Genomic DNA, 21,892 nt, shown 5'->3' on the forward strand with positions numbered 1-21,892 from the left:
CCTCCGCCGGCTCCTCCTCTTCCTCGAACTCGTCCTCCGGCTCTTCCTCCGCCGGCTCCTCCTCTTCCTCGAACTCGTCCTCCGGCTCTTCCTCCTCCGGCTCCTCCTTGCCCTTGCCTATGCGCTCCGTGCGCTGGTGCAAGGAGTCGGCCAGATCGGCGAGTTTACGGTCGGCCACCGCGCTCAGCGCCTTGCGCCCTGCATCGAGAGCCTGTCCGCGGAGCTGCTCGTTCAGATCGGCGAACTGAGGAAGCCCGCGCAACCTCTTGACCCCCTCCGTGAGGAGCTGTTGTGGTTCCAGTCCGAACCTTCGGCCGGCCAGGTAGGTCGCCATCCCGAAGGCGACCCGTCCCTTCTTCGTCCGGCCCAGGACATACCCGCCGAGAACCGCGGCACCAAGAGCGATCTTGGGTACATCAGCCATCAGATTTCCCTTCGAAAAGGCTGCCAAGCAGATGCGCCGGCTGGCGCCCGCCGTCCCGAAATGGTGGGGGCTCGCTCGCATGGGCGAAGCATCTGAATGGGGTAGCGGGCAGTCGCCGCGCAGGTAGTCCCGCTCTTTCAAGTCTGGGTGGTGACGTCAGCCAGCGCATTCGGGGAGCAGAACGAGAGGGGCCGCCGCAGCTCCTCGGTGTGCGGTGCCGAGGTGACTACGCCACATGATCGACGCAGGCCGTCCACGGTCCGTGTCGGTACGCCGACTTCATGCACTGGCGTAGGCGGGCTCCTAGCATGGACATATGTGCGCAGATGACGCCCAGGGGCCCCAGAGGCAGCCGGACTTCACGGCCCGCGCTCGGTCCACCGGTGAAGCTTCCGGTCGCACTCACGAACACGCGAGCGGCCTCGCCGAGGCAGCCCGATACGGAGCTGCAGGAGCCGCCCACCAGGTCGGCAACATGGTGGAGGCGGTCTCCGAGGCGATGGAGCCTCTGAAACCGAGACTCCGCGGCTGGCTGCACGCCGGAATGTTCCCCGCCTCGCTGATCGCCGGCCTCACACTTATCTGGCTCGCACGAACACCCCAGACGGCTCTCGCCTGCGGAATCTACTCCGCCTCCGCGTGGCTGCTGTTCGGCACCAGCGCGGTCTACCATCGCGGCGCCTGGGGCCCTCGCGGGGAGGCTGTGCTACGGCGGCTGGACCACGCGAACATCTTTGTGATCATCGCGGGCACCTATACGCCGCTGACCGTGCTCCTGATTCCCCAGCACAGGCGGGGCTTGCTGCTGGGGCTGGTATGGACCGGCGCCCTGGCCGGAGTTGCCTTCCGGGTGCTATGGGTAGGGGCTCCTCGCTGGCTGTACACCCCTTGCTACCTTGTGCTGGGCTGGTCCGCCGTGTTTCTGCTGCCGGACTTCATGCACGTTGGCGGAGTGGCCGTGGTGACGCTGATCGTTGTTGGCGGAGTTCTCTATACCGCAGGCGCCGTGGTGTATGGAACGCAACGACCCGACCCCTCTCCGCGCTGGTTCGGATTCCACGAGGTGTTCCACACCTTCACCGTGGCCGCTTTCACGACCCACTACGCGGCGATCGCCTTGGCCGCCGTATGACCGCCTCGGGCGCTAGGCAACGACTGGGCAGATTGCTGTCACTGAGTCCGAGATCTACCGGGCCACGGTGACGGAGCGCCGTGAGCACGCGGACGGCCAGGGGTGCGCGCGGTGCTGCCGGACGGCCGGCGGCGAGCGTGTCGATGTGAGGTCTCAGGAGATGCTTGACCGTTTGTGCTCTGGACGTGGTTGACACGTTCGGCTGAACCATCCGTCATCTCCCGGCCTCCGGTGCGGCGGGGGTGCTTCGGTCGGTGGTCGTGGATGTACAGCAGTTGGCCGAGTACCGCTACCGGGCTGTCCGCGAGGTGCTGGGCGGGTCTCCCATCGGTGAGGTCGCGGCCCGGTACGGCACCTCGCGTCAGACCCTGCACAGTTGGCGGCGGCGGTTCGAGCAGGAGGGCATGCCCGGTCTACTGGACCGCTCCCGGCGCCCGCGGAACAGCCCCACTCGCCTGTCCGCCGAGGTGGAAGCCGAGATCTGCGAGCTGCGCCGCCGACATCCTCGCTGGGGTGCCCGCCGGATCTCCCACGAGCTGGCCGGCCGCGGGCTGGACTCGGCGCCGTCGCGGGCCACAGTCCACCGGGTCCTCTCCCGCAGCGGCCTGGTCCGCACCCAGGAACAGCGACGTCCCCGCTGCCGCCTCCGCCCCTAGCGGCTGGTGCCATCCGGGCTCAGCGCAGGGTGCATGCGAGTGGCCGCTTCATGATCAACGGCCAGTTCATCAAGCTCGATCCACGGCATGCCGGAAAGATCGTCACCGTCGTCATCGAGGACACCCACTACCGGATCCTGCATGGAGAGGACGAACTCGCTGTCAGGCCCCGCAAGGACCCAGGACCGATCACCAGGCTCTACGTCAAAGGCATGGGCGCGCAGGACGACCGTCAAGGATCTCCTGACGACAAACCGTCAAGGAAGTCCTGAGACCTCACACCGACACGAGCGTGGTTCTGGTGGGACCTCCAGGTCTTCGAGGTCACGGCGTCCGGTATCGGGACGGGCGGCACGCGGTTCCGGTGAAGGTGACGTTCCTCGAGGGCGACGGCTTCTCGTCCACTGGCGCACCTACTGGTGGAACCCGGATGCGATCCGCGTGGTGGACTAGATCAGCCCCAACACTGCCGAGCACAACCCGAGAGCCTCAGCCAGCCCCGCGGGACGCCTTGTGGGGAGGTACGGCGGGGTGCCTTGTTTTCGGTTGCTCGCCGGCCTTCGACCGCGCGCGTTGGGCGGTCCCGCCGCGACAGGCAGGTAAGGGTCCGGCGGGACCGCGTCTGCGCCCGCCCGGCCGCAGCGTAGGCCCCGCACAACCGGACGGGCAGCTTGGATTGTGGGCGCGAGCACGGGCTCCTCAGGCGGCTACTTTTTCCTGCACCTTGTCCTTGAGGTGATGGATGTCGCTTTCCTGGAGCGTGCCGTCCGCCTGCTCATATTGGCTGAGGGCCAGACCCAGGCCGAAGAAGGTGGGGGCCCACTCGCCGACGTAGATTCCCCAGCGGTCGGCGCGGGCCAGGCCTACGCCGGGTTCCGCGGTGATGCTGGTGGCCCAGGCGGCGATGGACAGGCCGATGGATGCCAGGCCAGCCAGGTACGCATGCTCGCTGCGTATGCCCATGCCGTGCATCTTTTGGATGATCATGACGGACTCCTCGTTGATGCAACTTCCCCCCAAGGGCCCGGCTTGCCATGAATTGTCGCAATAAACACGCTCCGCGCGTCCTCCGCTGTCACCGTGCCGGGGCATCACGCCGCGCGGGCAGGCTGCTGCGGGGCTGGACGCTGTCGGTATGCGCGCGATGGCTACGTGTCGTTCGGGCTGGTCACCATCCCTGTCCACTTCTACTCGGGGACCGAGGAGCACGGCGCGGGGTTCCATCAGGTTCATGCGCGTGATGGCTCCAGGATCAGGCATCGGAGGGTCTGTGAGAGCGAGGACGTCGAGGTCCCGCAGTCGGAGATTGCGCGGGCCTGGAGCGTCTTGACGGCCGTGCCGTCGTGCTCCGCGATGAGGACCTGGCCGCGCTCGCCCTTCCGACCAAGCGCACGGTCGATGTCCTGGGGTTCGTCGATGAGCGCGGCGACGACCCGGTGCTCTACTCCCGCCCGTACTGGGTTGGGGCCGCAGGCGAGTAGGACCAGCGGCCGTATGCGCTGCTGGTGGGGGCGCTGCCCGGCACGGTCGGGTTGTGGTAGCCAATGTCACCTTGCGCACCCGGGAGCGGCTGGCGGTCCTGAGGCCGTGGCACGGGATGCTCGTGCTGCACACACGCTGTGGCTGGAGGAGATCCGCGAGCCGGACGGGCGCGATCCATTGACCGAGAGCCTGTGCCAGCCTTCGCGCCGCCCAGTATCCGCCCAGCTGATCCCACCCCGAGCGGCTCCTTACCTCGGAACACTCGACGACGGTTCGCCCCACTGCCAGAACCCGAGTCCCTTCCTGAGCGTCGCCATGACCACCGGACCTCGCTCACAGCGCGCGCCAGCACGCGAGAAACGCGCATGATGGGAATACGGACGTTGCCATGGAACGTGCCCAGCTTGGAGGTGCGGGCCGTGCTGAAACCGCCCGCAGGCCCTCAGCGACGCCGGTTGAGATGTCCAGCCCGCCCAAAGTGCCGTGCCCGAGGCTCTCCGACGGAGCCCTTGCAGCCAGCAAGTCGTTGACGGCGATGTCTCAATGTGGCCCAGGGGCCACGTTGCTGCTGCGCAGCATCGAGGCGACATCTTGCGCGCCGAATCGCTCGTCGCCTGATCATCAACCTGTAAGAAGGAAACGCGATGACCGCCTACGGATACTTCCTGTCCTCGGAGGAGTTCGCCCCTGCGGAACTGCTCGACCAGGCACGCATGGCCGAGCAGGCCGGTTTCCAGGCGCTGGCCATCTCCGACCACTTCCATCCTTGGAACGACGAGCAGGGCGAGAGTCCGTTCGTCTGGTCCATGATCGGAGCGTTGTCACAGGTGACGTCGCTGCCAATCACCACTTTGGTCACCTGTCCCACGGTACGTCTACATCCGACGATCAACGCCCAGGCCGCCGCGACAGCGGCCGTGCTTACCGAGGGCCGATTCCGCTTCGGTCTGGGAAGCGGTGAAGCACTCAACGAGCACATTCTCGGCGACGCTTGGCCCGAGGCCTCCGAGCGCCTGCAGATGCTCGAAGAGGCCGTGCAGATCATCAGGAAACTCTTCACCGGAGAACGCGTCACGCACCACGGCACCCACTACACCGTGCAGAACGCCCGCCTCTACACCATTCCCGCCGAACCGGCTCCGCTTTACATCTCCGGCTTCGGGCCCGAAGCCGCCGCGCTAGCCGGCCGTATCGGGGACGGTTTCGTCATGATGACACCCGATACGGCGCTGGTGGAGCAGTTCCGGCGGGCCGGTGGCGGGAGCAAGCCGGTCATCGGCAGACTGAAGGTCTGCTGGGACACCGACCGAGCGCGCGCGGTGAAGACCGTGCACCGGCTGTGGCCCAACGAGCAGCTTCCGGGCGAGCTGGCCCAGATCCTCCCCACCCCGGAGCACTTCGAGCAGGCCGCCACCCTCGTCACCGAGGACATGATCGCCGACGCCATCGTCTGCGGCGACACCACCAACGACCACGTCGAAGCGATCAGCGCCTACTCTCAGGCCGGCTTCGACGAGGTCTACGTGAACCAGATCGGACCCGATCAAAAGCAGTTCTTCGACTTCTACCGCGCCGAGGTCCTTCCCAGGCTGCACGCGGCACGTCCACCGGTTGAGTTCTCCGCAGGGCGCGTGCCCTATCTTGCTTCGTCGCAGGCGCGATATGTTCGCGTCGCTGACCGATGGACGAGTTGGTGCACTTCCGAGCTCGACAGGGCGTTGTAGCTGGTCGGATCTGCCGCCAGATCTCGCGGGTGGAGGGCAATGAAGGCAAGTAGACGGTGCTGGCCGCATCCAGATGCTCGGGTGCCTTGGGAAACTTCGTTCCTGGGCACCAGGGCGTGCTGAATCTGGGCCTGGACGGCGTCGGCATCGGGCTGCTCGAAGACCGTCCGAAGTAGCGCGGCTACCCACCCAGTCATGCGGCATCATCAAACGGTTAGCGCAGGGCGACGGCGGAGCGGGATGGCCTCCGTTGCCGTTACACGTCGCCCGCTGTCAGGCCGAGCAGCCGCCTCAGCCTCGCGTACTTCTCCTCGAGCTGGCGCCGGGCGGGTTCGTCGATCAGGGCGAGCCGGGCGGGGTCAGCGTTATGCGCGAGGTCGGCTTCCTCGATGAGGCGAGCGCCCGGCACGGCAAGGATTCGCCGCACGTATGATTCGTCGCTTTCCCCCGGTCGCTTGGTCATGGCGTCGACCAAGTCCTTCACGTGCTGGGAAAGCTCCGCGAGGACAAGCCACTCTCTCGAGAGCTTCTCGTCTTCGATCGTGTCATGCAGCCAAGCGGCGGCAATCTGCTCGTCCGAGCCGCCCCGCTCCCTGACGCCGTCAACCACGGCCTGGACGTGCTCCAAATAGGGACGTCCCGACTTGTCCACCTGGTGCGCGTGGGCTTCGCGGACAATCCCCTCGATTTGCACGAGCGTAAGGTCCGGCATAAGTACAAATCTACGAGCACCGGCCCAGGGGTGCCCGGAGGAGAACGCACCCGTCTGATCTACCGGCCCAAGGGGCGGGTGGCTCCGGCGCCAAGGGGCCGGGGCGGACTGTGACCGTAGTTCGCCACCGCCGCGGCCAGCTCCCGGGGCCGGGAAGACACTAGCCGCCGCCCAGGCACTGGGCTGCACCGCAGCCGACATCCTGCTCGATCCCGTGGTCTCCGCGGCGGCCTCGACAGAGCATCGTCGTCCGAATGGCTGACAAAGGGGGCGTGCCCGCCTAGGGACCGGGAAGCTGCCTCCAAGAGGAACGTCGACCGGACACGGAAGGGAGTCACGTGATGGGTCACGGCGGAAATGTCATCGCAGAGCTCACGGCCGACCACCGCGAGGTGGAGGAGTACTTCGCCCGTCTGCGGGCCCTGCCCGCGGGCGACAAGGAACGCCGGAACGTGCTCGACGAGGTCACCATCGAGCTGGTGCGGCACTCGGTGGCCGAGGAGATGTACCTGTACCCGGCCGTCCGCAAGCACCTGCCCGGCGGGGACGCCCTGGCCGACAAGGAGATCCAGGAACACGCCGAGGTCGAACAGGTCCTCAAGGACCTAGAGGACGTCGACATCGACGACCCCCGCTTCGACCGGATGGTGCAGAAGCTGGTCACCGACGTCACCGAGCACGTCCGGGAGGAGGAGCAGCAACTCTTCCCGAGTCTGGCGCAGGCCTGCACGCCCGAGCAGCTCAACGAGCTCGGCGACCAGGTCCGGCGGGCCAAGAAGGTCGCCCCGACCCGCCCGCACCCCAGCGCTCCGGACACCCCGCCCGGCAACAAGCTCCTGGCGCCGGGGACCGGGCTGGTGGACCGGGCACGCGACTTCATCACCGGACGCGGCCGCTCCTGACATGCGTAGGCCGTTCCGGCGCCCGCCGGAACGGCCCACTGGTCTGTCGCTTCTCGCAGTCGTTCGGTGGCGGCCCGATGGCCCCTGCGATAACCACGGCGGAAGCGCGGTGATCGCTAGCTCCCGTGATTGGCGTCGTCCCGCGGAGGGCGCAAGGCCTTGCATCACGCCCACCCGCCGAACCCGCACCACCTGCGCAGCCTGCACCCGGGGGGACATCCGCCGCGAACGGCGGACATCCCGCTCGGCCCCGTTTGTCCGCGAGCGGCACCGGTTACCCGGGAGCGACAGGGTTTCCGAGGACGAGCAGGAGAGCGCCATGGCCAACGAGCCGGCCCGGTGAAGAAGATCGTCGACAAGGTCACGGACATGGCCGCCGAACTCACCCCCGCAGGACGGGCGGACATCCCCGGGGTACCGGCGAGCATGCCGCCGACGGTGGAGGAACCTGTCGAGCCGCACGCGCCGCTGCCGGCCAAGCCCGACCAAGGTGTTCCCACCCCGCTCAGTGCGACGGAGCGCGCGGACGGCCCGTCCAAGACCGTGCGGGCCCAGGACGGTGCGTTCCTCACGACCGCGCAGGGTGCACGCCTGCCCGACACCGACCACTCGCTCAAGGCCGGACCGCGCGGTCCGGTGCTGCTGCAGGACCACCACCTGCGCGAGAAGGTCATGCACTTCGACCACGAGCGGATCCCGGAGCGCGTGGTGCACGCCCGGGGCGCTGCGGCGCACGGTGTCTTCCGGGGTTACGGCACGGCTGCCGAGGTCTGCAAGGCGGCCTTCCTCGCCAAGGACGTCGACACGCCGGTCTTCGTGCGGTTCTCCACCGTCCTGGGCTCGCGAGGCTCCGCCGACACCGTGCGCGACACCCGTGGGTTCGCCACTAAGTTCTACACGTCCGAGGGCGTGACCTGGTCGGCAACAACATCCCGGTGTTCTTCATCCAGGACGCGATCAAGTTCCCGGACGTCATCCACGCCGGCAAACCGCACCCGGACCGGGAGATCCCGCAGGCGCAGAGCGCCCACGACACCTTCTGGGACTTCGTGTCCCTGCACACCGAGGCCACGCACCACACCATGTGGAACATGTCCAACCGCGGGATCCCGCGCTCCTTCCGCACCATTGAGGGATTCGGCGTTCACACCTTCCGGCTGGTCAGCGCCACCGGCGCCACCAACTTGGCAATATGCATCGCCCGCGCCCAGGCGTGTACTGCGGCGTGCGCCGATGCCTGCCTGCGCAAGCCGGCGCGATACCGAGGTGACAGTGACGACTGGAGCTTCAGGGCACGCGCAGTACTACGGGGGGCTGTTTTTTGCCCTGCGAAGCCGTTGCGCAGCCTGACACGGGCCTGACCAAGCCCGTCCTCCCAAACGATCAAGCGCGCCCCCCACCCGATGCCACGCGCTGGACCGCCGCTGGTGATATTCCAGCGCCGCCGCATATTCCGATTCATCGAGCATGGGTAGGGGCTGCCGCCACGGTGTTGATGTGTCGATGTTCGGCGCGGCCTGGGCAATGTGCCCGGCTGTTGCTTCGGCTTCCTTGTCGTCCCGTGCGGAGGAGGCGAGAAGGCGAAATGGGGCGGAGGGCCGGAGTTCGACGTACACCGCGGGCCTGCCCCGCCGCACGGCAGCGAAGTCCTTCCCGGCCTGATGGCAGCGCGTGCCAATACACAGGGTGCCGGAAATGCAGAGGCCGCGCTCGTGAACACCGCGCACGGCTCGCCACCAGTCAGGCTCGACCGTCACTCGGCACACGGCCTCCAGAGGCACACGCACGTCGCGGTGATGGGCGGCCGCCTTTTCCCACCACGCCAAATGCACGACCACTTGATCTTCTGTGGCGAGTATCCCTGCCACGGTTGAGCGCCTCCCCTCCATCCTCGCTCCAGGAATCCACTGACTCCCAGTACACACCCCATCGCGGCCACTTCGATTCCCCACTGGCGGCCACTACGTGTACGCAGTGTGAGATCACCGATCGCCCCACCAGGGCAGGATCGGCGGCAGGTCGCTCAGGCCGCCAGATATTTCGAGGACTAGTGTCGCCCACGCGACGGGCTTCCATCGCCTGCGCACCTTTTCCGGATCACCCGTGGCCATCAAGCGGTAGTACAATCGCGGCCAATAGAACTCACGGTGCGGCATCTCCTCTCTGATCAGCGCGTAGTGGGCGGATTCAACCGTGTTCACTTGTTTTCTGAAGGACATCTCCGGACAAAAACTGAGGTGACACGATCTTGAACCTGACGCTACTCCAGTCACATTTGCACCATCAAGAGGACGGCAAGGATGACTGGCACTGACCACGTGTGGACTTGACTGCCGCAGTACCGGGGGAGTTCAAAGTGCCCTGAGAGGCGATCGATTGGTAGCCGAGACAGGCCCCATAGTTGCCGGCGCTTCGCACCCCAGGGCCACCCGGCTCTGATCGGCAAGCGGCCGGCCGGGGAGGTCCTTGCCCACGAGGACGAAGAGGCCCGGCACATGCTCGCCATTCGCGTCGGCAGCTGGGAGGAGGACCTCAGCACCACCACCTTCGTGCGGGCCACCACGCACGGCGACATCCTGTACCTGGAAGTTTCCGTCAGAGTCCTGCTCCCGGTACAGAACAAGTACCGCGGTCGATCCGCACCATCGACGCCGGCATGCTCAGCGCACTGTGCGCCATCCCCGGCGACATCCTCCTCACCATGCCACGCCATACGTGGCAGCTCACACGCCGGTTCCGCCTGGTGTGGGGGAAGGAACCGGAGCCGACAGAGCGCAGCGCGGCCCAGGCCGAAGGCTGGGACGTGCCCGCGCCTCCCCTGCACATCAACTCGCTGCGCGAGCAGCTCGCACAACCAAGCCCGCAGAACATCTTCCAGCGCCTGGACATCGAGCGGTACGTCAAAGACGTCGAGCACCGCCTCATCTCCTCCGTCCAGGACCTCCTGGAACGCAAAGGCCTGGAAAGCGACGAGTTCACCGCCCGCGTCAGCCAGGTCTTCAACACCGGCGTGATCATCAACGGCGGCGTACAGAGCGGCTCCATCGCCGGCGGCCACACCGTCGCCCAAACCAACCAGACCAGGCCGAGCCCTTCGAGGGGACGGTCCCGGCCGGTTCACCGGGTGGTCGTGGCCTGGGTCAGGCGGCGGTCGAGTTCGGCGTCCAGGTCGTCCTGCTCGGTAGAGGTGGGGGCGTAGCCGTTCCAAGCAATCAGCACGGAACGAGCCTGCTCGGCGCGCTCGGTCCGCTCGGCGGGGGTCAGGAGAGTGTCGGCGAGGCGGGCCAGATAGGCGCGCAGCGACAGGCCCTCGGCGGCCGCGATCTGCGCCAGCCGGTCCCGGGCCTCGGCAGGGATACGGACGTTCGCATCGGACAAGGTGCGGTCTCCTCTCGTGGTGGCGCACCACAGCATGAGGGCTACGGGTACGTACCCGGTGCCTTCTGAGGCTGAGAACAGAGCAAGGAGCATGCAACACCCGGGGCGTGTACCGGGGCTTGCGGGATGCTCGCCTCCGCGCGTACGCGGGAGAACTTCGCCGGACCTCAATTTCCCCCGCACCTGCGCGGTACCCCGCAGCACCCGCCTGTGTCCCGGCACGGCCTCCCACGCCGTGCACACTTATGTAAGGTGGTGTGCATGACGGAGACGACGTACTCGATCGTGGAAGCCCGGGCCCGCCTGGGTGCCATCGCCCGCGAGGTCAGCGCTACCCGCGAACCGGTCGCCATCACCGACCACGGCCAGACCGTCGCCATACTGGTCAGCCCTGCCGACGCCCTGGAACTGCAGGAACTGCGGGCCCTAGCGTCCTACCGGGCGCGCCAGGCCCGAGGTGAGGACGCCGGTGTTTCGCACGACGAGGCCTACCGGCGGATCTTCGGCGAGGGCACAGCGTGAGCTACGAGGTCATTTGGGAGCCCGAGGCCCTCGCCCAGGCAGAACGGCTGGCCAAGGTCGACCCCGACGGGGTACGCCAGGTGTTCACCGCCGTCGACCATCTCGCCGTCGACCCACGCCCCGAAGGCGCATTCGGCAGCGCCGACCTGCTGCGCATCCACATCGGCGCCTACCGCGTGATGTACGAGATCAGCGAACAGCAGATCCGCGTCAGCGTCATCCACCTCGGACGCGTGCGCTGAGCGATCACCGGTCAGGCGGCCACGCCCACACAGCCGGCCCAAGCCGGGGCCGGCCTCGGGCGCCGAAGTGGCGTTGAGCCGCCCGGACCCCGCCCCTCAAGCGCGAAACGGTTCGCCGGCTTTGGACCGTCCGCGAGTGGACGCGGCGGAGGGGCGGGCAATGGGAGCACTGCGGCGGCCAGGTCGGCGAACGTCGCCGGCGGGAACGACACTGGCTGGTCTCGCCCGGTGACCCAGTCGGCCGGTGAGCCGACGGCGGCCGCGGCGGGGCGGTCGATGCCCACGCGTGCCAGCTCCCGCTGGGCGCGGGCAAGGGCGTCGGCGCTGCCGGCCAGGAGCGTTACCGGCTTGCCCCACGGGATCATCCACGCCAGATAGGTCGCCAGCTGCCCTTCGACCTCGAAGTTGTACGACCCGGCCAGGTGACCGTCGGCGAAGGCCGTCCGGCTGCGGAGGTCGACGACCCACTCCCCCGCCGCGAGGCGCCGCGCGATCTCGCCGGCGTCGGCGTGCTGCGGCGCGGTCAGGTCCACCGGTGCCGGACCGGCGGCGTTGGCCGGACCCATGTGTGCGTAGTAGGCCGGCACGTCGTCCAGTGAGGCCAGCAGCGCGGCCACGAAGTCGTCCACGTCTTTGAGCAGCGCCGGGTTGGAGGCCTTCTCGCCGCCGATGGTGCTGTGGTCGCCCCGCGCGGGGGTGGAGGAGCAGAAACTGCCGAACCCGTGGGTGGGCAGCACCGCCACCTCATCGTCCAGTTCTGCGGCGAGCCGGTGCACCGAGGCGTGCTGGGCGCGCGCGAGTTGCCCGGTCAGTCGCGGCTCCACCAGGTCGGGCCGTCCCACACTGCCGATCAGCAGCGACCCGCCCGTGAAGGCGGCCACCGCCTGACCATCTTCCTCCAGCACATAGGAGGTGTGGTGCGGGGTGTGGCCCGGGGTGGCCACGGCCCGCAGCACAAGCCCGTCGTCGATGTGCTCCACGTCCCCGTCGATCACCGGGACCCTCGTGTAGGCCACCGACGCCCCTGCGGGTACCAGGTAGCGGGCGCCGGTCAGACGGGCCAGTTCCAGGCCGCCGGTGATGTAGTCGTTGTGCACGTGCGTCTCGGCGACTGCCGTGATCCGCACCCCTCGCCGGGCGGCCGCGGCAATCACCCGGTCGATGTCCCGCGGCGGGTCCACCACGACCGCAAAGCGGGCCCCGCCCACCAGGTAGCTGCGGTTGCCCAACCCTTCGGTCTCCAGGATGTCGGCAAAGAACACGGCCCTCTCCCTCCTCACACTCTTACCCCCGGGGGTATCTGCAGCCACCGTAACAGATACCCCGGGGGGGTATTTTGGGAGCGTGCGGCCACTTCCTGGAAGCCGTCAACGTCAGTCTCGCCAGCCGGTCCAAGTCGACGACGGCGGGTAGCGCCGGGGCCGGGGAGGGCGTCTTGCGCGCTAAGCCGCCTGAAAGGTGCGCCAGATCATCGCCTGAGTCCTCGTCTGGTCCTGGGCAGAGTGCCTCTGGCCTTCACGAGTGCACGAGGAATCGAGGCTCCCTCATCTCGCGCAGCATCCCTTCCCTGTGAACCGACGACCGCGGGAACGTGTCGCCGCCGCGCGTGAGGAAAGCCGTCGTGCGCTGCCGGTGGGGAGCGCGGTGGCGCGAATGCCTCATTGCCTTGGCTGTGAGTAGGGGTCTCGGTCGCGCGGGCTCCAGCTGCTGCGCTACCTGATGCGGAAGACAACTCACGTTGCCCCTCGAAGAGGACGGGTCAGGCGACTGTGCGGAGATGGGGAAGCGCGCGCAGAGTCAGGGCGAACCGGCAGGCGCTTGCGGTGGCAGCGAGCAGGAGGGGGCCGGTGAGCGTGGGCGCGAGTAGGGCGAGCATGGCCAGCGCTGCGGCGTCGAGGGTCAGCAGGCTGGTACCGGCGGCGATCGCAGCGGGCCGGATGCCGCGGTAGGGTCCGCGCCAGGCGACCGCGAGCAGACTGACGACGACGAGCAGGGTCAGCGGCAGGGCCGCGTGCGCGGCGGCGGGCATGGTGTGCCAGGTTGGCGTGGTGAGCAGCACGGTGGCCCAACAGCCGCCGACCAGGGGGCCGGTGGCAAGCAGTCTGCGGGCGAGGCGGCGCCCGGGAGCGATGTGCGCGAAGGCGTTGGTGACCTGTTCGAGGGTGCCGAAATCGGCGATGGCCGCCTTGGCCGCGGCGTCGGGGGCAAGTCCCTGGTCGCGGAGGTCGTCGTAAGACGCGAGCAGGCCGTCGGCCAGTTCAGCGGCGATGTCGGCGGGCAGTCGGTCGCGCAGGGCGTCCAGGTAGGCGTCGATCAGGTGGGGCGTGGCCACGGCTGGCCTTCCAGCAGGGTCGTGATGAGCGCGGAGAATTCCTGCCAGCCGGTGCGCTCGCCGGCCAGGGCGGTGCGGCCGGCCTTGGTGAGCGTGTAGCTGCGGCGGGGGCGGGGGCCGCCGGTATCCCAGGTGCCGGTGATCAGACCCGACTCCTCCAGGCGGCGCAGCGCCGGATAGATGGTGCCGGTGGGCAGGTCGATGCGTCCGGCCGAGCGGTCGCGCAGTGCCTCCTTGACCGCATAGCCGTGCCGGGGGCCCTCTTCGAGCGTGGCCAGCAGCAAGGCATCCAGGTGACCTTTCAGTACTTCTGCCCTCATGCGTAGTGACGCTACTCGTCCAGCGCTTCCCGGACCAGAGACCGAGCAGTAGCGTTGCTATATAGGTAGCCACACTACTCATAGGGGTGGGCGAATGGACCTTTTCGGCATCCACGTACCGGAGACCTCGCCGGCGTTCCTGGCGTTTCTGGCCGTGCACGTGGTGGCGGCGCTGGTGGCCGTGGTGGCCGGAGCGACGGCGGCGCTGGTGCGGCGCAAGGGCCGCGGGCGGCACAGCAATTTCGGCGGTGTGTACTTCTGGGCGATCTGCGCGGTCTTCGCCACCGCCACGGCCCTGACGGCAATACGCCCGCGCGAGGACTACCACCTGTTCCTGATCGGTGCGGCGGCGTTCGCCGGGGCATGTCTCGGGCGTACGGCCAGACGTCGGAGTTGGTCCGGCGACAGCGCGCACATCATCGGCATGGGCGGTTCCTATGTCGCGATGCTGACCGCGTTCTACGTCGACAACGGACCCCAACTGCCGGTCTGGGACCGACTACCCACGTTGGCCTACTGGCTACTGCCCGCCGCGGTGGGAACCCCGCTGATCTGGCGTGCCAGCCGCCGTGCCCGCGGGCAAGCCTCCACCCTCGGCGTCGGGCACACGCGGTTTCTTCGACAGGACGCCCCCGGACGGCTTTCCGAAGAAGATCCAAGCCCTGACGGTGTCGGACGCGGGTGATGGATCCCCAGCAGGTCGCGGTCGACCAAGACTCCGACGGGCCGTCATCCCGATTGGGTGCCGACCCGTCAGCGTCCGCGAGACTGTCAAAGGGCGGCGAGGTAGCCCTCGGGTCCATGGCAGAGGCGCAGCCGGTGCCGGCAGCGGCAAAGACTGGTGGCGTCGCCTGCGCCGCTACCTTCTCACCTATTAGGTGGGCCCGGTGAACGAGGTCTTCTCCGTCGCGATCGACGACGTTTGGGACGGCTGCGACAACGAAGGCCCCTACACCACCGCGAAGGTCGCCTTCGCGCGACGAATCCGCATGCTCCTGCGCCTCGGGCACGGCGACGGCACCTGGAGCAGACCCGTGGTCGCCGAGGTACCCAACTGCTCCCTGCCGGGCGTGCAGCTCCAGTGGGCGGCCAGTGATCTACCACCGCATCGCGGCGCTCGCCGGATGGCTACGCAAAGGCGCCTCCGACAGCTGGCACCGCCCGGTGGTGATCTGTGTGACGGAAAGTGCGGGCAGGGCGGCGCGCGGCCTGGACCGGCTCCCTTCTCCGGTCCAAGCCGCGTGTGATAGGGGGTTGGTCACGGGGTCAGCAGCAGCCGCCGGCTGTAGTGGCCTGAGGTTCGGCCGGGGTGGTGTCGGTGGTGCAGCAGGTGCTTGCCGGTTGCTTGGTCAGGTCTCCGGCGTCGGCCTTGACGACGTAGACCTCCCAGGGCTCTTTGCCGGGGCCGTGGACCCAGACCTTGTCCTGCAGGGCGTAGCAGCAGGTGGTGTCGTTCTCCTCGGTGGTGGCCAGGCCTGCTTGATCGAGTCGGCGGGTGGCGGCGGTGACGTCGTCGGTGGAGGCGACTTCGACGCCGAGGTGGTCCATGCGGGTGTCCTCGCCGGGCTCGCCCTGGAACAGGACGAGCTTGAGCGGGGGTTCGGTGATGGCGAAGTTGGCGTAGCCGTCGCGGAGTTTGGCCGGTTCGGTGCCGAACAGCTTGGTGTAGAAGGCGATGGACGCCTGAAGGTCGGGGACGCGGAGGGCGAGCTGTACGCGGGACATGACGTGCCTCTTCTCTCCGGGCGGGGTGGGGGTCAGCAGCCGCCGCTGGTGGTGGCGGGTGCGCCGATGCCGATCTGCAGGACGGCCGGGGCAGCGCAGCAGCCGCCTCCTGCGTCCTGGGTGGTGTCGGGCTGGTCGAATAGGCCGGCGCCGCCGCACACGCCGGTGTCGGGGAGGGTGAGCTCGACGCGTTCGGCGGCCTCGTGGTCGCCGGCGATGGCGGCGGTGATGGAGCGGGTCTGCTCGTAGCCGGTCATGGCCAGGAAGGTCGGGGCGCGGCCATAGGACTTCATGCCCACCAGGTAGATGTCCTGCTCGGGGTGGGACAGTTCGTTCACGCCGTGCGGGTAGACGGTGCCGCAGGAGTGCACGTTGGGGTCGATCAGCGGGGCGAGGGCGGTCGGGGCCTGCAGTCGCTCGTCCAGGCCGAGCCGGATCTCCGACAGGAACGTCAGGTCGGGGCGGAAGCCGGTCAGCGCGATGACCTCGTCGACGGGCTCCAGGCTGCGTCGACCAGGACCAGGCGGCCGTCGGTGTCGCGTTCGATGGCCTCGGTGCGGAAGCCGGTCACGGCGTTGGCGTGGCCGTTGTCGACGGCTGCCTTGGCGGCAAGGCCGAGGGCCCCGCGGGCGGGGAGCTGGTCGGCTGCTCCGCCGCCGAAGGTGTCGCCGGAGATGCCGCGCCGCAGGATCCATACCGCGTGCGTGCCGGCGCCGTCGTCGGTCTTGGCCAGGTCGGCGAGGTAGGCGAGAGCGGTGAAGGCGGAGGCGCCGGAGCCGATCACGGCGGTGCGCTTGCTCGCGTACCGGGTGCGCACCGCAGGGTCGTTCAGGTCCGGGACGCGGTAGGCGATGCGGTCGGCCGCCGTCTTCTCGCCCAGGGCGGGCAGGCCGTTGCCGCCGGCCGGGCTGGGCACGGCCCAGGTGCCGGAGGCGTCGATGACGGCGCGGGCGGTGACGCGCTCCTCGCGACCGTCGGCGTGCGCGATCTGGACGACGAACGGCCGCGTTTCCCGGTCGGCGTCCACGATCCCGAGCGCCTAGCAGCCGATGAGGTGATGCGTTGTAGCCCGACGTTGAATGTGCCCATGGCGGCGACGCTGTGGCCGCCGACTGGTGGGCGTGCTGAGGCCCCGCCCGCGGCCCCCCGTGTTGGCCGGGGCGGCGCGACATCACGCCCGCTGAACGCCCACCGTCCTGCGGCCGGCTCCGGGCGGCTGCGGGACGGCGGGCAAGCCGGACTCAGACCGGCGTGGAGAAGCGGCGGCAGACGTGGACCCGGGCGAACTCGCCCCGCAGTCCCTCTTCGTCGGCGAGCGTGGCGTGCAGGAACAGTGCGATGGGCCGCAGGCCTGCTCGGGCAGCCTCGATAGCGTGGCCGGGTTCACCGGACGAGGTGTAGTGGCTGGCGAAGACGTGCAGGTAGTGGTCGCTCTCGGCGAAGCCCATCGCCCGATACCAGGCCAGGGTGTCCGCGTCGTCGCGCGTCCAGGCGTCCAGCGCCGTCCGACGTCAGCTGGGCTGGGCCGTCGGCATGATAAAGACCCGCGGGAGGTTGACCCTCAGCGGCATGGAAGCGATGAATCCAACCGTCTGCGCGATGTCGTCCGACTGAAGCCAGTCAATGGTCTCCTTCGACCCCTCCAGCCACGCGCTGGCGCCGGGGTCCGTGACGTGGTCCTGCAGCTCCGTGCCCACGATCCCGGGCTCGATCGCGGAAACCCGGACACTCTTCGGGCCCAGCTCGACCCGAAGGTGCTTCGACAGGTGCGAGACGAACGCCTTGGTGCCGGCGTAGACGGCGAAGGTCGGGTAGGTGGCCCGTGCACTACTGGCGCCGCTACTGGTGGTCCCCCGAAGCCATCCGCGTGCTGGGCGGGGTGCCAGTGGTACCGGCCGTTCGCGAGCCGGCGGCCTGACTTCGCCCGGTCCCGCACCCCGGATATCGAAGGCGACGTCGACGCTAGCCACACCGTAAATGCAGTAGCCATCTTTTTGACACACGGTCACAGTAGCTACACACTTCTCAGCTTCAATGGTGACTACAATTTGTAGTTGCGATGCGCACGCCAAAAATCTGCGCCAGCAGTTCCAAAGTTCACCACACCGTTTGAATTAGTATCGCTGCAGCAAAGGTGTCGTCAATTCTTTACCACCCTCGCATCGGTTCTCATTGAAACGATCTACCGTGCGCATGTCGGACCTTCCGGCTGCCCTCAGGTGCCGACACGCAGGTGCTTGGGACGTACAACCTTTTCTCCTCGCTTACGCCGGTGACATCGTGAACAAGGCATTCCGAACTGAAATTCTTCCGCCTCAAGAGAGGGCGGAATATTGGACGGACGCCGTCCATCAGGCATTCACCCGGTTTGAGATCCGCCCCCACGAGCAGGACGCGGTCCGAGGATCTCTCTGGCTGGCCTCGGTCGGCGCCCTTCATGTGGGCCACGTCGAGGCGAGTCCACAGCGGATGGCCCGAACTCGAGGGACCATCGCCAACGACTCCAGCAGTGCGCTGCTCCTGAGCCTGCAGGAAGCGGGCAGCAGCGTCGTGACCCAGGACGGGCATGAGACGCTACTCACCCCTGGAGAACTGGTCGTGGTCGACACGCGACGACCCTTCCTCCGCGACTTCCCCGGCAGCTTCCGCCAGAACGTCGCCGCCATCCCGCTTGAGTTGCTGGACGTTCCTGACTCACTTCTGGCCGGTGTCGTCGGCCACGCATATCAACCCACGCACTATATCGGCGGAATACTTTCCTCTTTCGTGAGCAGACTTGCCGCAGCAGCGGAGTCCAACGCCTGCCTGACGGGAGCAAATCATTACCTGGAGCGGGGGATAATCGACGTCCTGACCGCGTTTGTCGCCCATGAGGGTCGACTCAACGCGGATGTCACGCCGACTGCTGAAGAAACGCAGCGACTGCTCATCCGTGACTACATCCTGGCCCACCTGAGCCGACCGGAGCTTTCCCCGGGTATGATCGCGGCCGCGCACCACATCTCCGTCCGCTATCTGCACAAGTTGTTCCAGTGCGAGGACATGACGGTCAGCCGATGGATCCACCATCAGCGGCTGGAATCCTGTCGCGAAGAGCTTGCTCGTCGCGACCTGTCCGGGTTGACGGTGGAAACAATCGCACAGCGATGGGGTTTCGGCAGCCCGGCGCACTTCAGCCGGATCTTTCGTGCCGCTTACGGCATCTCACCGGTCGCATGGCGCCGTATGGCCGCCGCCTGACTCGGCAGATGCCAGCGACCTGCGACTCGACGACGCGTCGTTCGGAATCAGCACCACCGCATGGTCTTACTGTCATCCGAGGGGCCAGAGTCCGCCGGATGGGGAAGGACTGCTTTACGACCTTCTTGGTGGCGGGCCAGCGCAATCATCGCGAGATCATCGGCCGGCAGAGCACCACAATGGGTGACGATGTCTTCGAGGATCTCTCCCAGGACGTTGCGCAGTCGGTCATGAACAAGTGGCTGCCTGTCCTGCCAGGTCCACGTAGTGGCACGTTCCAGGAATGGGAAGGAGGCACCGCTGCAGTCCCGGGCCTCGATGAGACCGTCGGTGTACAGCAACAGCGTGTCGTGGGGACCGAGTTCGAAGGCGCTCTCATGGGCGCGAAGGTCGCACAGCGGGCTGAGCCCGAGCGGTGGGCAGGGCGTGCCGGGGAGCAGGGCCAGTTCTCCCGGCCGTGCCCGCACCGGCGGCGGATGGCCGAAGTTGACCATGCGGGCGTCGGTCTCACCGTCCGGCACCTCCAGGATCAGCGCCGTCGCGAAGCGTTCGTCCGCGTCAGAACCCGTGCCGCCGTCCGCGTCGGCTAGGTACCTCAGGAAGCTTTCCTCCAAGCGGGCGGACAACTCAACCAAGGAGACAGGTTGCGGCGCCCACTCGCGGAAGGCACTGAGGATGGCGATGACGTCAAGGAATGAGGGCAGCCCTCTCCCCTCACGTCGCCGATGATGATGCGGGTCGCCGCATCGGCCCGGGCGACCGCGTAAAGGTCCCCGCCTACCCGGGCTTGCCCGCCACAGGCGCGATAGACGAAAGCGAGATCGAGACCGCCGACGCGCGAAGGAAGCGGTGGCAGCATCACCTCTTGCACGGCGTCGGAGACAGCGAAGGCGCGTACTACCCGCCGACGGTGCAGCCAGTACAGCCGGCCGCATGCCACTGCCGCCGCCGGCGCCGCAACCCGCTGCACGACATGGCAGGCGGCCTTCAACCGACTGCGGAATGGAGCGGCCGCGCAAACCGTGAGGACTCCCAGTAGCGTCCCGGTGATGCGCACGAGCCGCGCCACGTGCTTGTCATCCAACTGCTCAAGATCGGTCATGCTGCGCGCTCCTCTCCCATCAATCCGGCCCGCCGGCGGAGGCCGCCGTCGGGCGGCCACACCGGGGTCCGGTGGTCGTTGAGGCACGACCGTAGGCGAGGCAGAGCCACGAATCTTGAGCAGCGGCGCATGAAATCTTGACCAATCACGCAGCGCTCCTGGATCCAGCGGACGCCAGGGCGCTCAGGGAAGCCCGGCGGAGCGCAACGGCCCTATCGCGACGGGGGGCGCGGCAGGGCCTGCGGGCCCCCGGAGGCGGTGAGGGCCGCGGTGGCGCTGAGGGCGAGCTGCACAACAGGGTGCCGCAGTCGGGCCTCTGGCACTCGATGTAGGAGAGGCCGTTGACCAGGCGCAGGTCTCGGGCCTCGGCGAGCCAGGGGCCGTCGCACCGGGGGCAGGGGGCGAGTCGCTGGACGGCGGGGTCTCGTCCTGGTGCGTGAAGCGGACCATTGCGCGGTGCCAGTGCGCGATCTATGCGGCGGGCTTGCCGGAGGGGATGACCACCGTACCCGGCGGGTCGGCTCGTGGAACTTGGCGGCGAGCGGGTGCTCCTGCAGGAGCCACTCGAGGTGGTGCTCGAGGACGGTGACGGCGCGGTTGGTGCGCTTCTCCTCCCGCACGCCGGCGGCCAAGAGCCAGCCGGAGCTCATGCCGCGCAGACGGCGCCCGCATCGCCCAGTTCAAGCACGCATGCACCGGCTGTGCCTGCGCGAGAGCTGCACCACCTCCCAAGCCCGGACGCAGCCTCAACGTCCACCCGCACTACGAGCTGCTGGCCGCCGCCCGATCCCAGGCCGCCACCGACGCCGGCTGGCACGACGAAGACCGCCGATGGCGGCCACATGTCGCACGCGCCATCGCCTGGCTCGTCGCCAGGTGCAACCGCCGGGTTCCCTACCGAGGCGTCATCGCCAACAACATCTGGCTCCATCACCGCGCCGCCGCCCTCACCCTCCCCCGACTGATCACCTGACACCTCGCCCCTGCCACCGCATAGCGAAAAGGGCCTCCTGGCCGGACGGCCCCACAACAATGCACGACAGAGCCCCCGCACCCCTCGTAGCGGTCGCTACTGAAGTACTCGTGCAGCGGACCCGACGTCCCGGTCCGTGAATCCATCCTGCAGGTCGCGGGTCCATCCCTGTGAGCGCAGGGCACCGCTTGACCTAGTGCGCGTGGCAACGTATGTCCGCCCTGCGGCAGCCTGGGGCACGGGCGCGGTCTACGCCTCTGTGGCGGCCTGCCGGGCCAGCCCGGCGGGGTCGATCTCGAAGGGGAACGGGCTCTCCGTTCGGGTGACAGCACCAGGAAGCGCCGTCGCGCGCTCGACGTACCGGCCGCCCTCGAACTCGGTGATCACCAGCTGAGGCGCCGGGTCGAGTTCCACGCGCCAGTACGACGGGATACCCGCCTCGGCGTAGAGCAAAGGCTTCAGACGGCGGTCCATGGTCTTGTTCCCCGGCGAGACGAGCTCGACGACCAGCAGCACCGCCTCCGCGTCGATGCTGACCCCGTCCGTGGCCGTCGCAGCAGCATCGGCTACCACGATGTCCGGGACAACCAGCCCAGAGGGAAGGACGACATTGATCGCCTCCAACACCTCCACCTTCGCGCCGGCAGCCCGTGCCGCGGCCTCCAGCGCGGTGTGCAGGCGGAAAGACACCCGCTGGTGACGCAGGCCAGGAGCTGGTGACATCACCAGGGATTCCCCAAGCAACTCGTAACGGACACGCCGGTCCTCCGGAAGCGCCAGAACATCGGCGACGGTCCAGGGACCGGTGTGGTCGATCGTGGCGACACTCACGCCCTCCCGCCTCCTTTACCAAAGGTGTCTGTGCCCAGTCTGGCCCATCAGCCAGGCCCCTGTCCCCCACCACCACCCCACAAGGCAAGGCAGCCGAGAAGGCGACATCGACTGTGACCTACCCCCTACGCGTCAACACAGACAGTCAAAGATGAGCACGCAAGGTGACCCGCATCGCACGGCAGGTGGTGCTGA

General features: G+C 68.0%; 22 protein-coding genes and 8 pseudogenes. 14 read left to right on the top strand and 16 right to left on the bottom strand.

What is annotated here, in order from left to right; genetic code table 11:
* A pseudogene (locus ACFV3E_RS41500) lies at positions 1–424 on the bottom strand (histone protein); the annotation flags it as partial.
* 475 nt (positions 425–899) lie between these two features.
* On the opposite strand from ACFV3E_RS41500, the gene trhA reads away from it, so the two are divergent.
* The 3 genes and pseudogenes from trhA (at position 900) to ACFV3E_RS41515 (ending at position 2,484) form a co-directional block, all read left to right on the top strand.
* Positions 900–1,556 (top strand): PAQR family membrane homeostasis protein TrhA, encoded by a 657-nt coding sequence (gene trhA, locus ACFV3E_RS41505; protein ID WP_500540962.1) that lies wholly within the window; start codon positions 900–902, stop codon positions 1,554–1,556.
* A gap of 254 nt (positions 1,557–1,810) precedes the next feature.
* Positions 1,811–2,194, top strand: a pseudogene (locus tag ACFV3E_RS41510) (helix-turn-helix domain-containing protein); the annotation flags it as partial.
* A 68-nt stretch (positions 2,195–2,262) separates the two neighbouring features.
* Positions 2,263–2,484, top strand: a complete 222-nt coding sequence (locus ACFV3E_RS41515; RefSeq protein WP_500540964.1) for a hypothetical protein — start codon at positions 2,263–2,265, stop codon at positions 2,482–2,484.
* A gap of 427 nt (positions 2,485–2,911) precedes the next feature.
* On the opposite strand, the gene ACFV3E_RS41520 is transcribed toward ACFV3E_RS41515, so the two are convergent.
* Positions 2,912–3,199, bottom strand: coding sequence for a hypothetical protein (locus ACFV3E_RS41520; RefSeq protein ID WP_326570015.1), 288 nt, complete (start codon positions 3,197–3,199; stop codon positions 2,912–2,914).
* Positions 3,200–3,364: 165 nt separating this feature from the next.
* On the opposite strand from ACFV3E_RS41520, the pseudogene ACFV3E_RS41525 reads away from it, so the two are divergent.
* The 3 genes and pseudogenes from ACFV3E_RS41525 to ACFV3E_RS41535 all read left to right on the top strand — a co-directional run.
* A pseudogene (locus ACFV3E_RS41525) lies at positions 3,365–3,520 on the top strand (Ku protein); the annotation flags it as partial.
* A gap of 35 nt (positions 3,521–3,555) precedes the next feature.
* Positions 3,556–3,693 carry a hypothetical protein gene (locus ACFV3E_RS41530; protein ID WP_500541044.1) on the top strand — a complete coding sequence of 46 codons (138 nt, stop codon included), beginning with the start codon at positions 3,556–3,558 and terminating at the stop codon, positions 3,691–3,693.
* 645 nt (positions 3,694–4,338) lie between these two features.
* The gene (locus ACFV3E_RS41535; RefSeq protein WP_500540966.1) at positions 4,339–5,418 is read left to right on the top strand and encodes a TIGR03557 family F420-dependent LLM class oxidoreductase; all 1,080 of its coding nucleotides are present in this window, start codon (positions 4,339–4,341) and stop codon (positions 5,416–5,418) included.
* Positions 5,419–5,425: 7 nt separating this feature from the next.
* On the opposite strand, the pseudogene ACFV3E_RS41540 reads toward ACFV3E_RS41535, so the two are convergent.
* A pseudogene (locus ACFV3E_RS41540) lies at positions 5,426–5,606 on the bottom strand (transposase); the annotation flags it as partial.
* 68 nt (positions 5,607–5,674) lie between these two features.
* A complete protein-coding gene (locus tag ACFV3E_RS41545) occupies positions 5,675–6,130 on the bottom strand; it encodes an HD domain-containing protein (protein WP_500540968.1) in 456 nt (151 codons plus the stop codon).
* A 341-nt stretch (positions 6,131–6,471) separates the two neighbouring features.
* Between ACFV3E_RS41545 and ACFV3E_RS41550 the strand changes: the two genes are divergently transcribed.
* Both ACFV3E_RS41550 and ACFV3E_RS41555 read left to right on the top strand, forming a co-directional pair.
* Positions 6,472–7,032 carry a hemerythrin domain-containing protein gene (locus ACFV3E_RS41550; RefSeq protein WP_500540970.1) on the top strand — a complete coding sequence of 187 codons (561 nt, stop codon included), beginning with the start codon at positions 6,472–6,474 and terminating at the stop codon, positions 7,030–7,032.
* Positions 7,033–7,401: 369 nt separating this feature from the next.
* Positions 7,402–8,219: pseudogene (locus ACFV3E_RS41555) on the top strand (catalase); the annotation flags it as partial.
* Positions 8,220–9,014: 795 nt separating this feature from the next.
* Here the strand turns inward: ACFV3E_RS41555 and ACFV3E_RS41560 are convergent.
* Positions 9,015–9,251 (bottom strand): hypothetical protein, encoded by a 237-nt coding sequence (locus tag ACFV3E_RS41560; RefSeq protein ID WP_500540972.1) that lies wholly within the window; start codon positions 9,249–9,251, stop codon positions 9,015–9,017.
* A 276-nt stretch (positions 9,252–9,527) separates the two neighbouring features.
* Here ACFV3E_RS41560 and ACFV3E_RS41565 point away from each other — a divergent pair.
* Positions 9,528–10,231: pseudogene (locus ACFV3E_RS41565) on the top strand (AbeC-like domain-containing protein).
* On the opposite strand, the gene ACFV3E_RS41570 reads toward ACFV3E_RS41565, so the two are convergent.
* Positions 10,150–10,410: a hypothetical protein gene (locus ACFV3E_RS41570; RefSeq protein ID WP_500540974.1), complete on the bottom strand. Its 261-nt coding sequence runs from the start codon at positions 10,408–10,410 to the stop codon at positions 10,150–10,152. The pseudogene ACFV3E_RS41565 and the gene ACFV3E_RS41570 overlap by 82 nt on opposite strands.
* Before the next feature lie 261 nt (positions 10,411–10,671).
* On the opposite strand from ACFV3E_RS41570, the gene ACFV3E_RS41575 reads away from it, so the two are divergent.
* Both ACFV3E_RS41575 and ACFV3E_RS41580 read left to right on the top strand, forming a co-directional pair.
* Positions 10,672–10,932 carry a type II toxin-antitoxin system Phd/YefM family antitoxin gene (locus tag ACFV3E_RS41575; protein WP_500540976.1) on the top strand — a complete coding sequence of 87 codons (261 nt, stop codon included), beginning with the start codon at positions 10,672–10,674 and terminating at the stop codon, positions 10,930–10,932.
* Entirely contained in the window at positions 10,929–11,174 is a 246-nt protein-coding gene (locus ACFV3E_RS41580) for a type II toxin-antitoxin system RelE family toxin (RefSeq protein ID WP_500540978.1), read from the top strand. The genes ACFV3E_RS41575 and ACFV3E_RS41580 overlap by 4 nt, the downstream gene beginning before the upstream one ends.
* A gap of 170 nt (positions 11,175–11,344) precedes the next feature.
* Here ACFV3E_RS41580 and ACFV3E_RS41585 read toward each other — a convergent pair.
* The 3 genes and pseudogenes from ACFV3E_RS41585 to ACFV3E_RS41595 form a co-directional block, all read right to left on the bottom strand.
* Positions 11,345–12,436, bottom strand: a pseudogene (locus ACFV3E_RS41585) (MBL fold metallo-hydrolase); the annotation flags it as partial.
* A 497-nt stretch (positions 12,437–12,933) separates the two neighbouring features.
* A complete protein-coding gene (locus tag ACFV3E_RS41590; protein WP_500540980.1) occupies positions 12,934–13,506 on the bottom strand; it encodes a permease prefix domain 1-containing protein in 573 nt (190 codons plus the stop codon).
* A complete protein-coding gene (locus tag ACFV3E_RS41595; RefSeq protein WP_500540982.1) occupies positions 13,488–13,826 on the bottom strand; it encodes a PadR family transcriptional regulator in 339 nt (112 codons plus the stop codon). Before ACFV3E_RS41595 ends, ACFV3E_RS41590 begins: the two co-directional genes overlap by 19 nt.
* Before the next feature lie 94 nt (positions 13,827–13,920).
* Here ACFV3E_RS41595 and ACFV3E_RS41600 point away from each other — a divergent pair, with 94 nt between their 5' ends.
* Positions 13,921–14,511 (top strand): hypothetical protein, encoded by a 591-nt coding sequence (locus ACFV3E_RS41600; RefSeq protein ID WP_500540984.1) that lies wholly within the window; start codon positions 13,921–13,923, stop codon positions 14,509–14,511.
* A gap of 581 nt (positions 14,512–15,092) precedes the next feature.
* On the opposite strand, the gene ACFV3E_RS41605 is transcribed toward ACFV3E_RS41600, so the two are convergent.
* The 4 genes and pseudogenes from ACFV3E_RS41605 to ACFV3E_RS41620 all read right to left on the bottom strand — a co-directional run bounded on the left by ACFV3E_RS41605 (position 15,093) and on the right by ACFV3E_RS41620 (position 17,521).
* Positions 15,093–15,551, bottom strand: coding sequence for an ArsI/CadI family heavy metal resistance metalloenzyme (locus tag ACFV3E_RS41605; protein ID WP_500540986.1), 459 nt, complete (start codon positions 15,549–15,551; stop codon positions 15,093–15,095).
* Positions 15,552–15,583: 32 nt separating this feature from the next.
* A pseudogene (locus ACFV3E_RS41610) lies at positions 15,584–16,581 on the bottom strand (NAD(P)/FAD-dependent oxidoreductase); the annotation flags it as partial.
* A gap of 211 nt (positions 16,582–16,792) precedes the next feature.
* Positions 16,793–16,999: a hypothetical protein gene (locus tag ACFV3E_RS41615; protein ID WP_500540988.1), complete on the bottom strand. Its 207-nt coding sequence runs from the start codon at positions 16,997–16,999 to the stop codon at positions 16,793–16,795.
* 63 nt (positions 17,000–17,062) lie between these two features.
* Entirely contained in the window at positions 17,063–17,521 is a 459-nt protein-coding gene (locus tag ACFV3E_RS41620; RefSeq protein WP_500540990.1) for an SDR family oxidoreductase, read from the bottom strand.
* A 310-nt stretch (positions 17,522–17,831) separates the two neighbouring features.
* Here ACFV3E_RS41620 and ACFV3E_RS41625 point away from each other — a divergent pair, with 310 nt between their 5' ends.
* A complete protein-coding gene (locus ACFV3E_RS41625) occupies positions 17,832–18,791 on the top strand; it encodes a helix-turn-helix domain-containing protein (RefSeq protein WP_500540992.1) in 960 nt (319 codons plus the stop codon).
* Positions 18,792–18,838: 47 nt separating this feature from the next.
* Here ACFV3E_RS41625 and ACFV3E_RS41630 read toward each other — a convergent pair whose 3' ends face one another.
* Positions 18,839–19,495 carry a PP2C family protein-serine/threonine phosphatase gene (locus ACFV3E_RS41630; protein ID WP_500541040.1) on the bottom strand — a complete coding sequence of 219 codons (657 nt, stop codon included), beginning with the start codon at positions 19,493–19,495 and terminating at the stop codon, positions 18,839–18,841.
* Positions 19,387–19,893: a hypothetical protein gene (locus ACFV3E_RS41635; protein WP_500541046.1), complete on the bottom strand. Its 507-nt coding sequence runs from the start codon at positions 19,891–19,893 to the stop codon at positions 19,387–19,389. Before ACFV3E_RS41635 ends, ACFV3E_RS41630 begins: the two co-directional genes overlap by 109 nt.
* Positions 19,894–20,563: 670 nt before the next feature.
* On the opposite strand from ACFV3E_RS41635, the gene ACFV3E_RS41640 reads away from it, so the two are divergent.
* Positions 20,564–20,866, top strand: coding sequence for a transposase (locus tag ACFV3E_RS41640; protein ID WP_500541042.1), 303 nt, complete (start codon positions 20,564–20,566; stop codon positions 20,864–20,866).
* 249 nt (positions 20,867–21,115) lie between these two features.
* On the opposite strand, the gene ACFV3E_RS41645 is transcribed toward ACFV3E_RS41640, so the two are convergent.
* Positions 21,116–21,697: a Uma2 family endonuclease gene (locus ACFV3E_RS41645; RefSeq protein WP_500540994.1), complete on the bottom strand. Its 582-nt coding sequence runs from the start codon at positions 21,695–21,697 to the stop codon at positions 21,116–21,118.
* Positions 21,698–21,892 lie beyond the last annotated feature (195 nt).

The organism is Streptomyces sp. NPDC059718 (assembly GCF_042733315.1).
In the GTDB taxonomy this organism is placed as follows: domain Bacteria; phylum Actinomycetota; class Actinomycetes; order Streptomycetales; family Streptomycetaceae; genus Actinacidiphila.

Excerpts from the sequence above, each read along its gene's own strand:
- trhA (WP_500540962.1), top strand. The coding sequence starts at position 900 with ATGGTGGAGGCGGTCTCCGAGGCGATGGAGCCTCTGAAACCGAGACTC.
- ACFV3E_RS41515 (WP_500540964.1), top strand. The coding sequence starts at position 2,263 with ATGATCAACGGCCAGTTCATCAAGCTCGATCCACGGCATGCCGGAAAG.
- ACFV3E_RS41520 (WP_326570015.1), bottom strand. The coding sequence starts at position 3,199 with ATGATCATCCAAAAGATGCACGGCATGGGCATACGCAGCGAGCATGCG.
- ACFV3E_RS41535 (WP_500540966.1), top strand. The coding sequence starts at position 4,339 with ATGACCGCCTACGGATACTTCCTGTCCTCGGAGGAGTTCGCCCCTGCG.
- ACFV3E_RS41545 (WP_500540968.1), bottom strand. The coding sequence starts at position 6,130 with ATGCCGGACCTTACGCTCGTGCAAATCGAGGGGATTGTCCGCGAAGCC.
- ACFV3E_RS41550 (WP_500540970.1), top strand. The coding sequence starts at position 6,472 with ATGGGTCACGGCGGAAATGTCATCGCAGAGCTCACGGCCGACCACCGC.
- ACFV3E_RS41560 (WP_500540972.1), bottom strand. The coding sequence starts at position 9,251 with ATGTCCTTCAGAAAACAAGTGAACACGGTTGAATCCGCCCACTACGCG.
- ACFV3E_RS41575 (WP_500540976.1), top strand. The coding sequence starts at position 10,672 with ATGACGGAGACGACGTACTCGATCGTGGAAGCCCGGGCCCGCCTGGGT.
- ACFV3E_RS41595 (WP_500540982.1), bottom strand. The coding sequence starts at position 13,826 with ATGAGGGCAGAAGTACTGAAAGGTCACCTGGATGCCTTGCTGCTGGCC.
- ACFV3E_RS41600 (WP_500540984.1), top strand. The coding sequence starts at position 13,921 with ATGGACCTTTTCGGCATCCACGTACCGGAGACCTCGCCGGCGTTCCTG.
- ACFV3E_RS41605 (WP_500540986.1), bottom strand. The coding sequence starts at position 15,551 with ATGTCCCGCGTACAGCTCGCCCTCCGCGTCCCCGACCTTCAGGCGTCC.
- ACFV3E_RS41615 (WP_500540988.1), bottom strand. The coding sequence starts at position 16,999 with ATGGGCTTCGCCGAGAGCGACCACTACCTGCACGTCTTCGCCAGCCAC.
- ACFV3E_RS41635 (WP_500541046.1), bottom strand. The coding sequence starts at position 19,893 with ATGACCGATCTTGAGCAGTTGGATGACAAGCACGTGGCGCGGCTCGTG.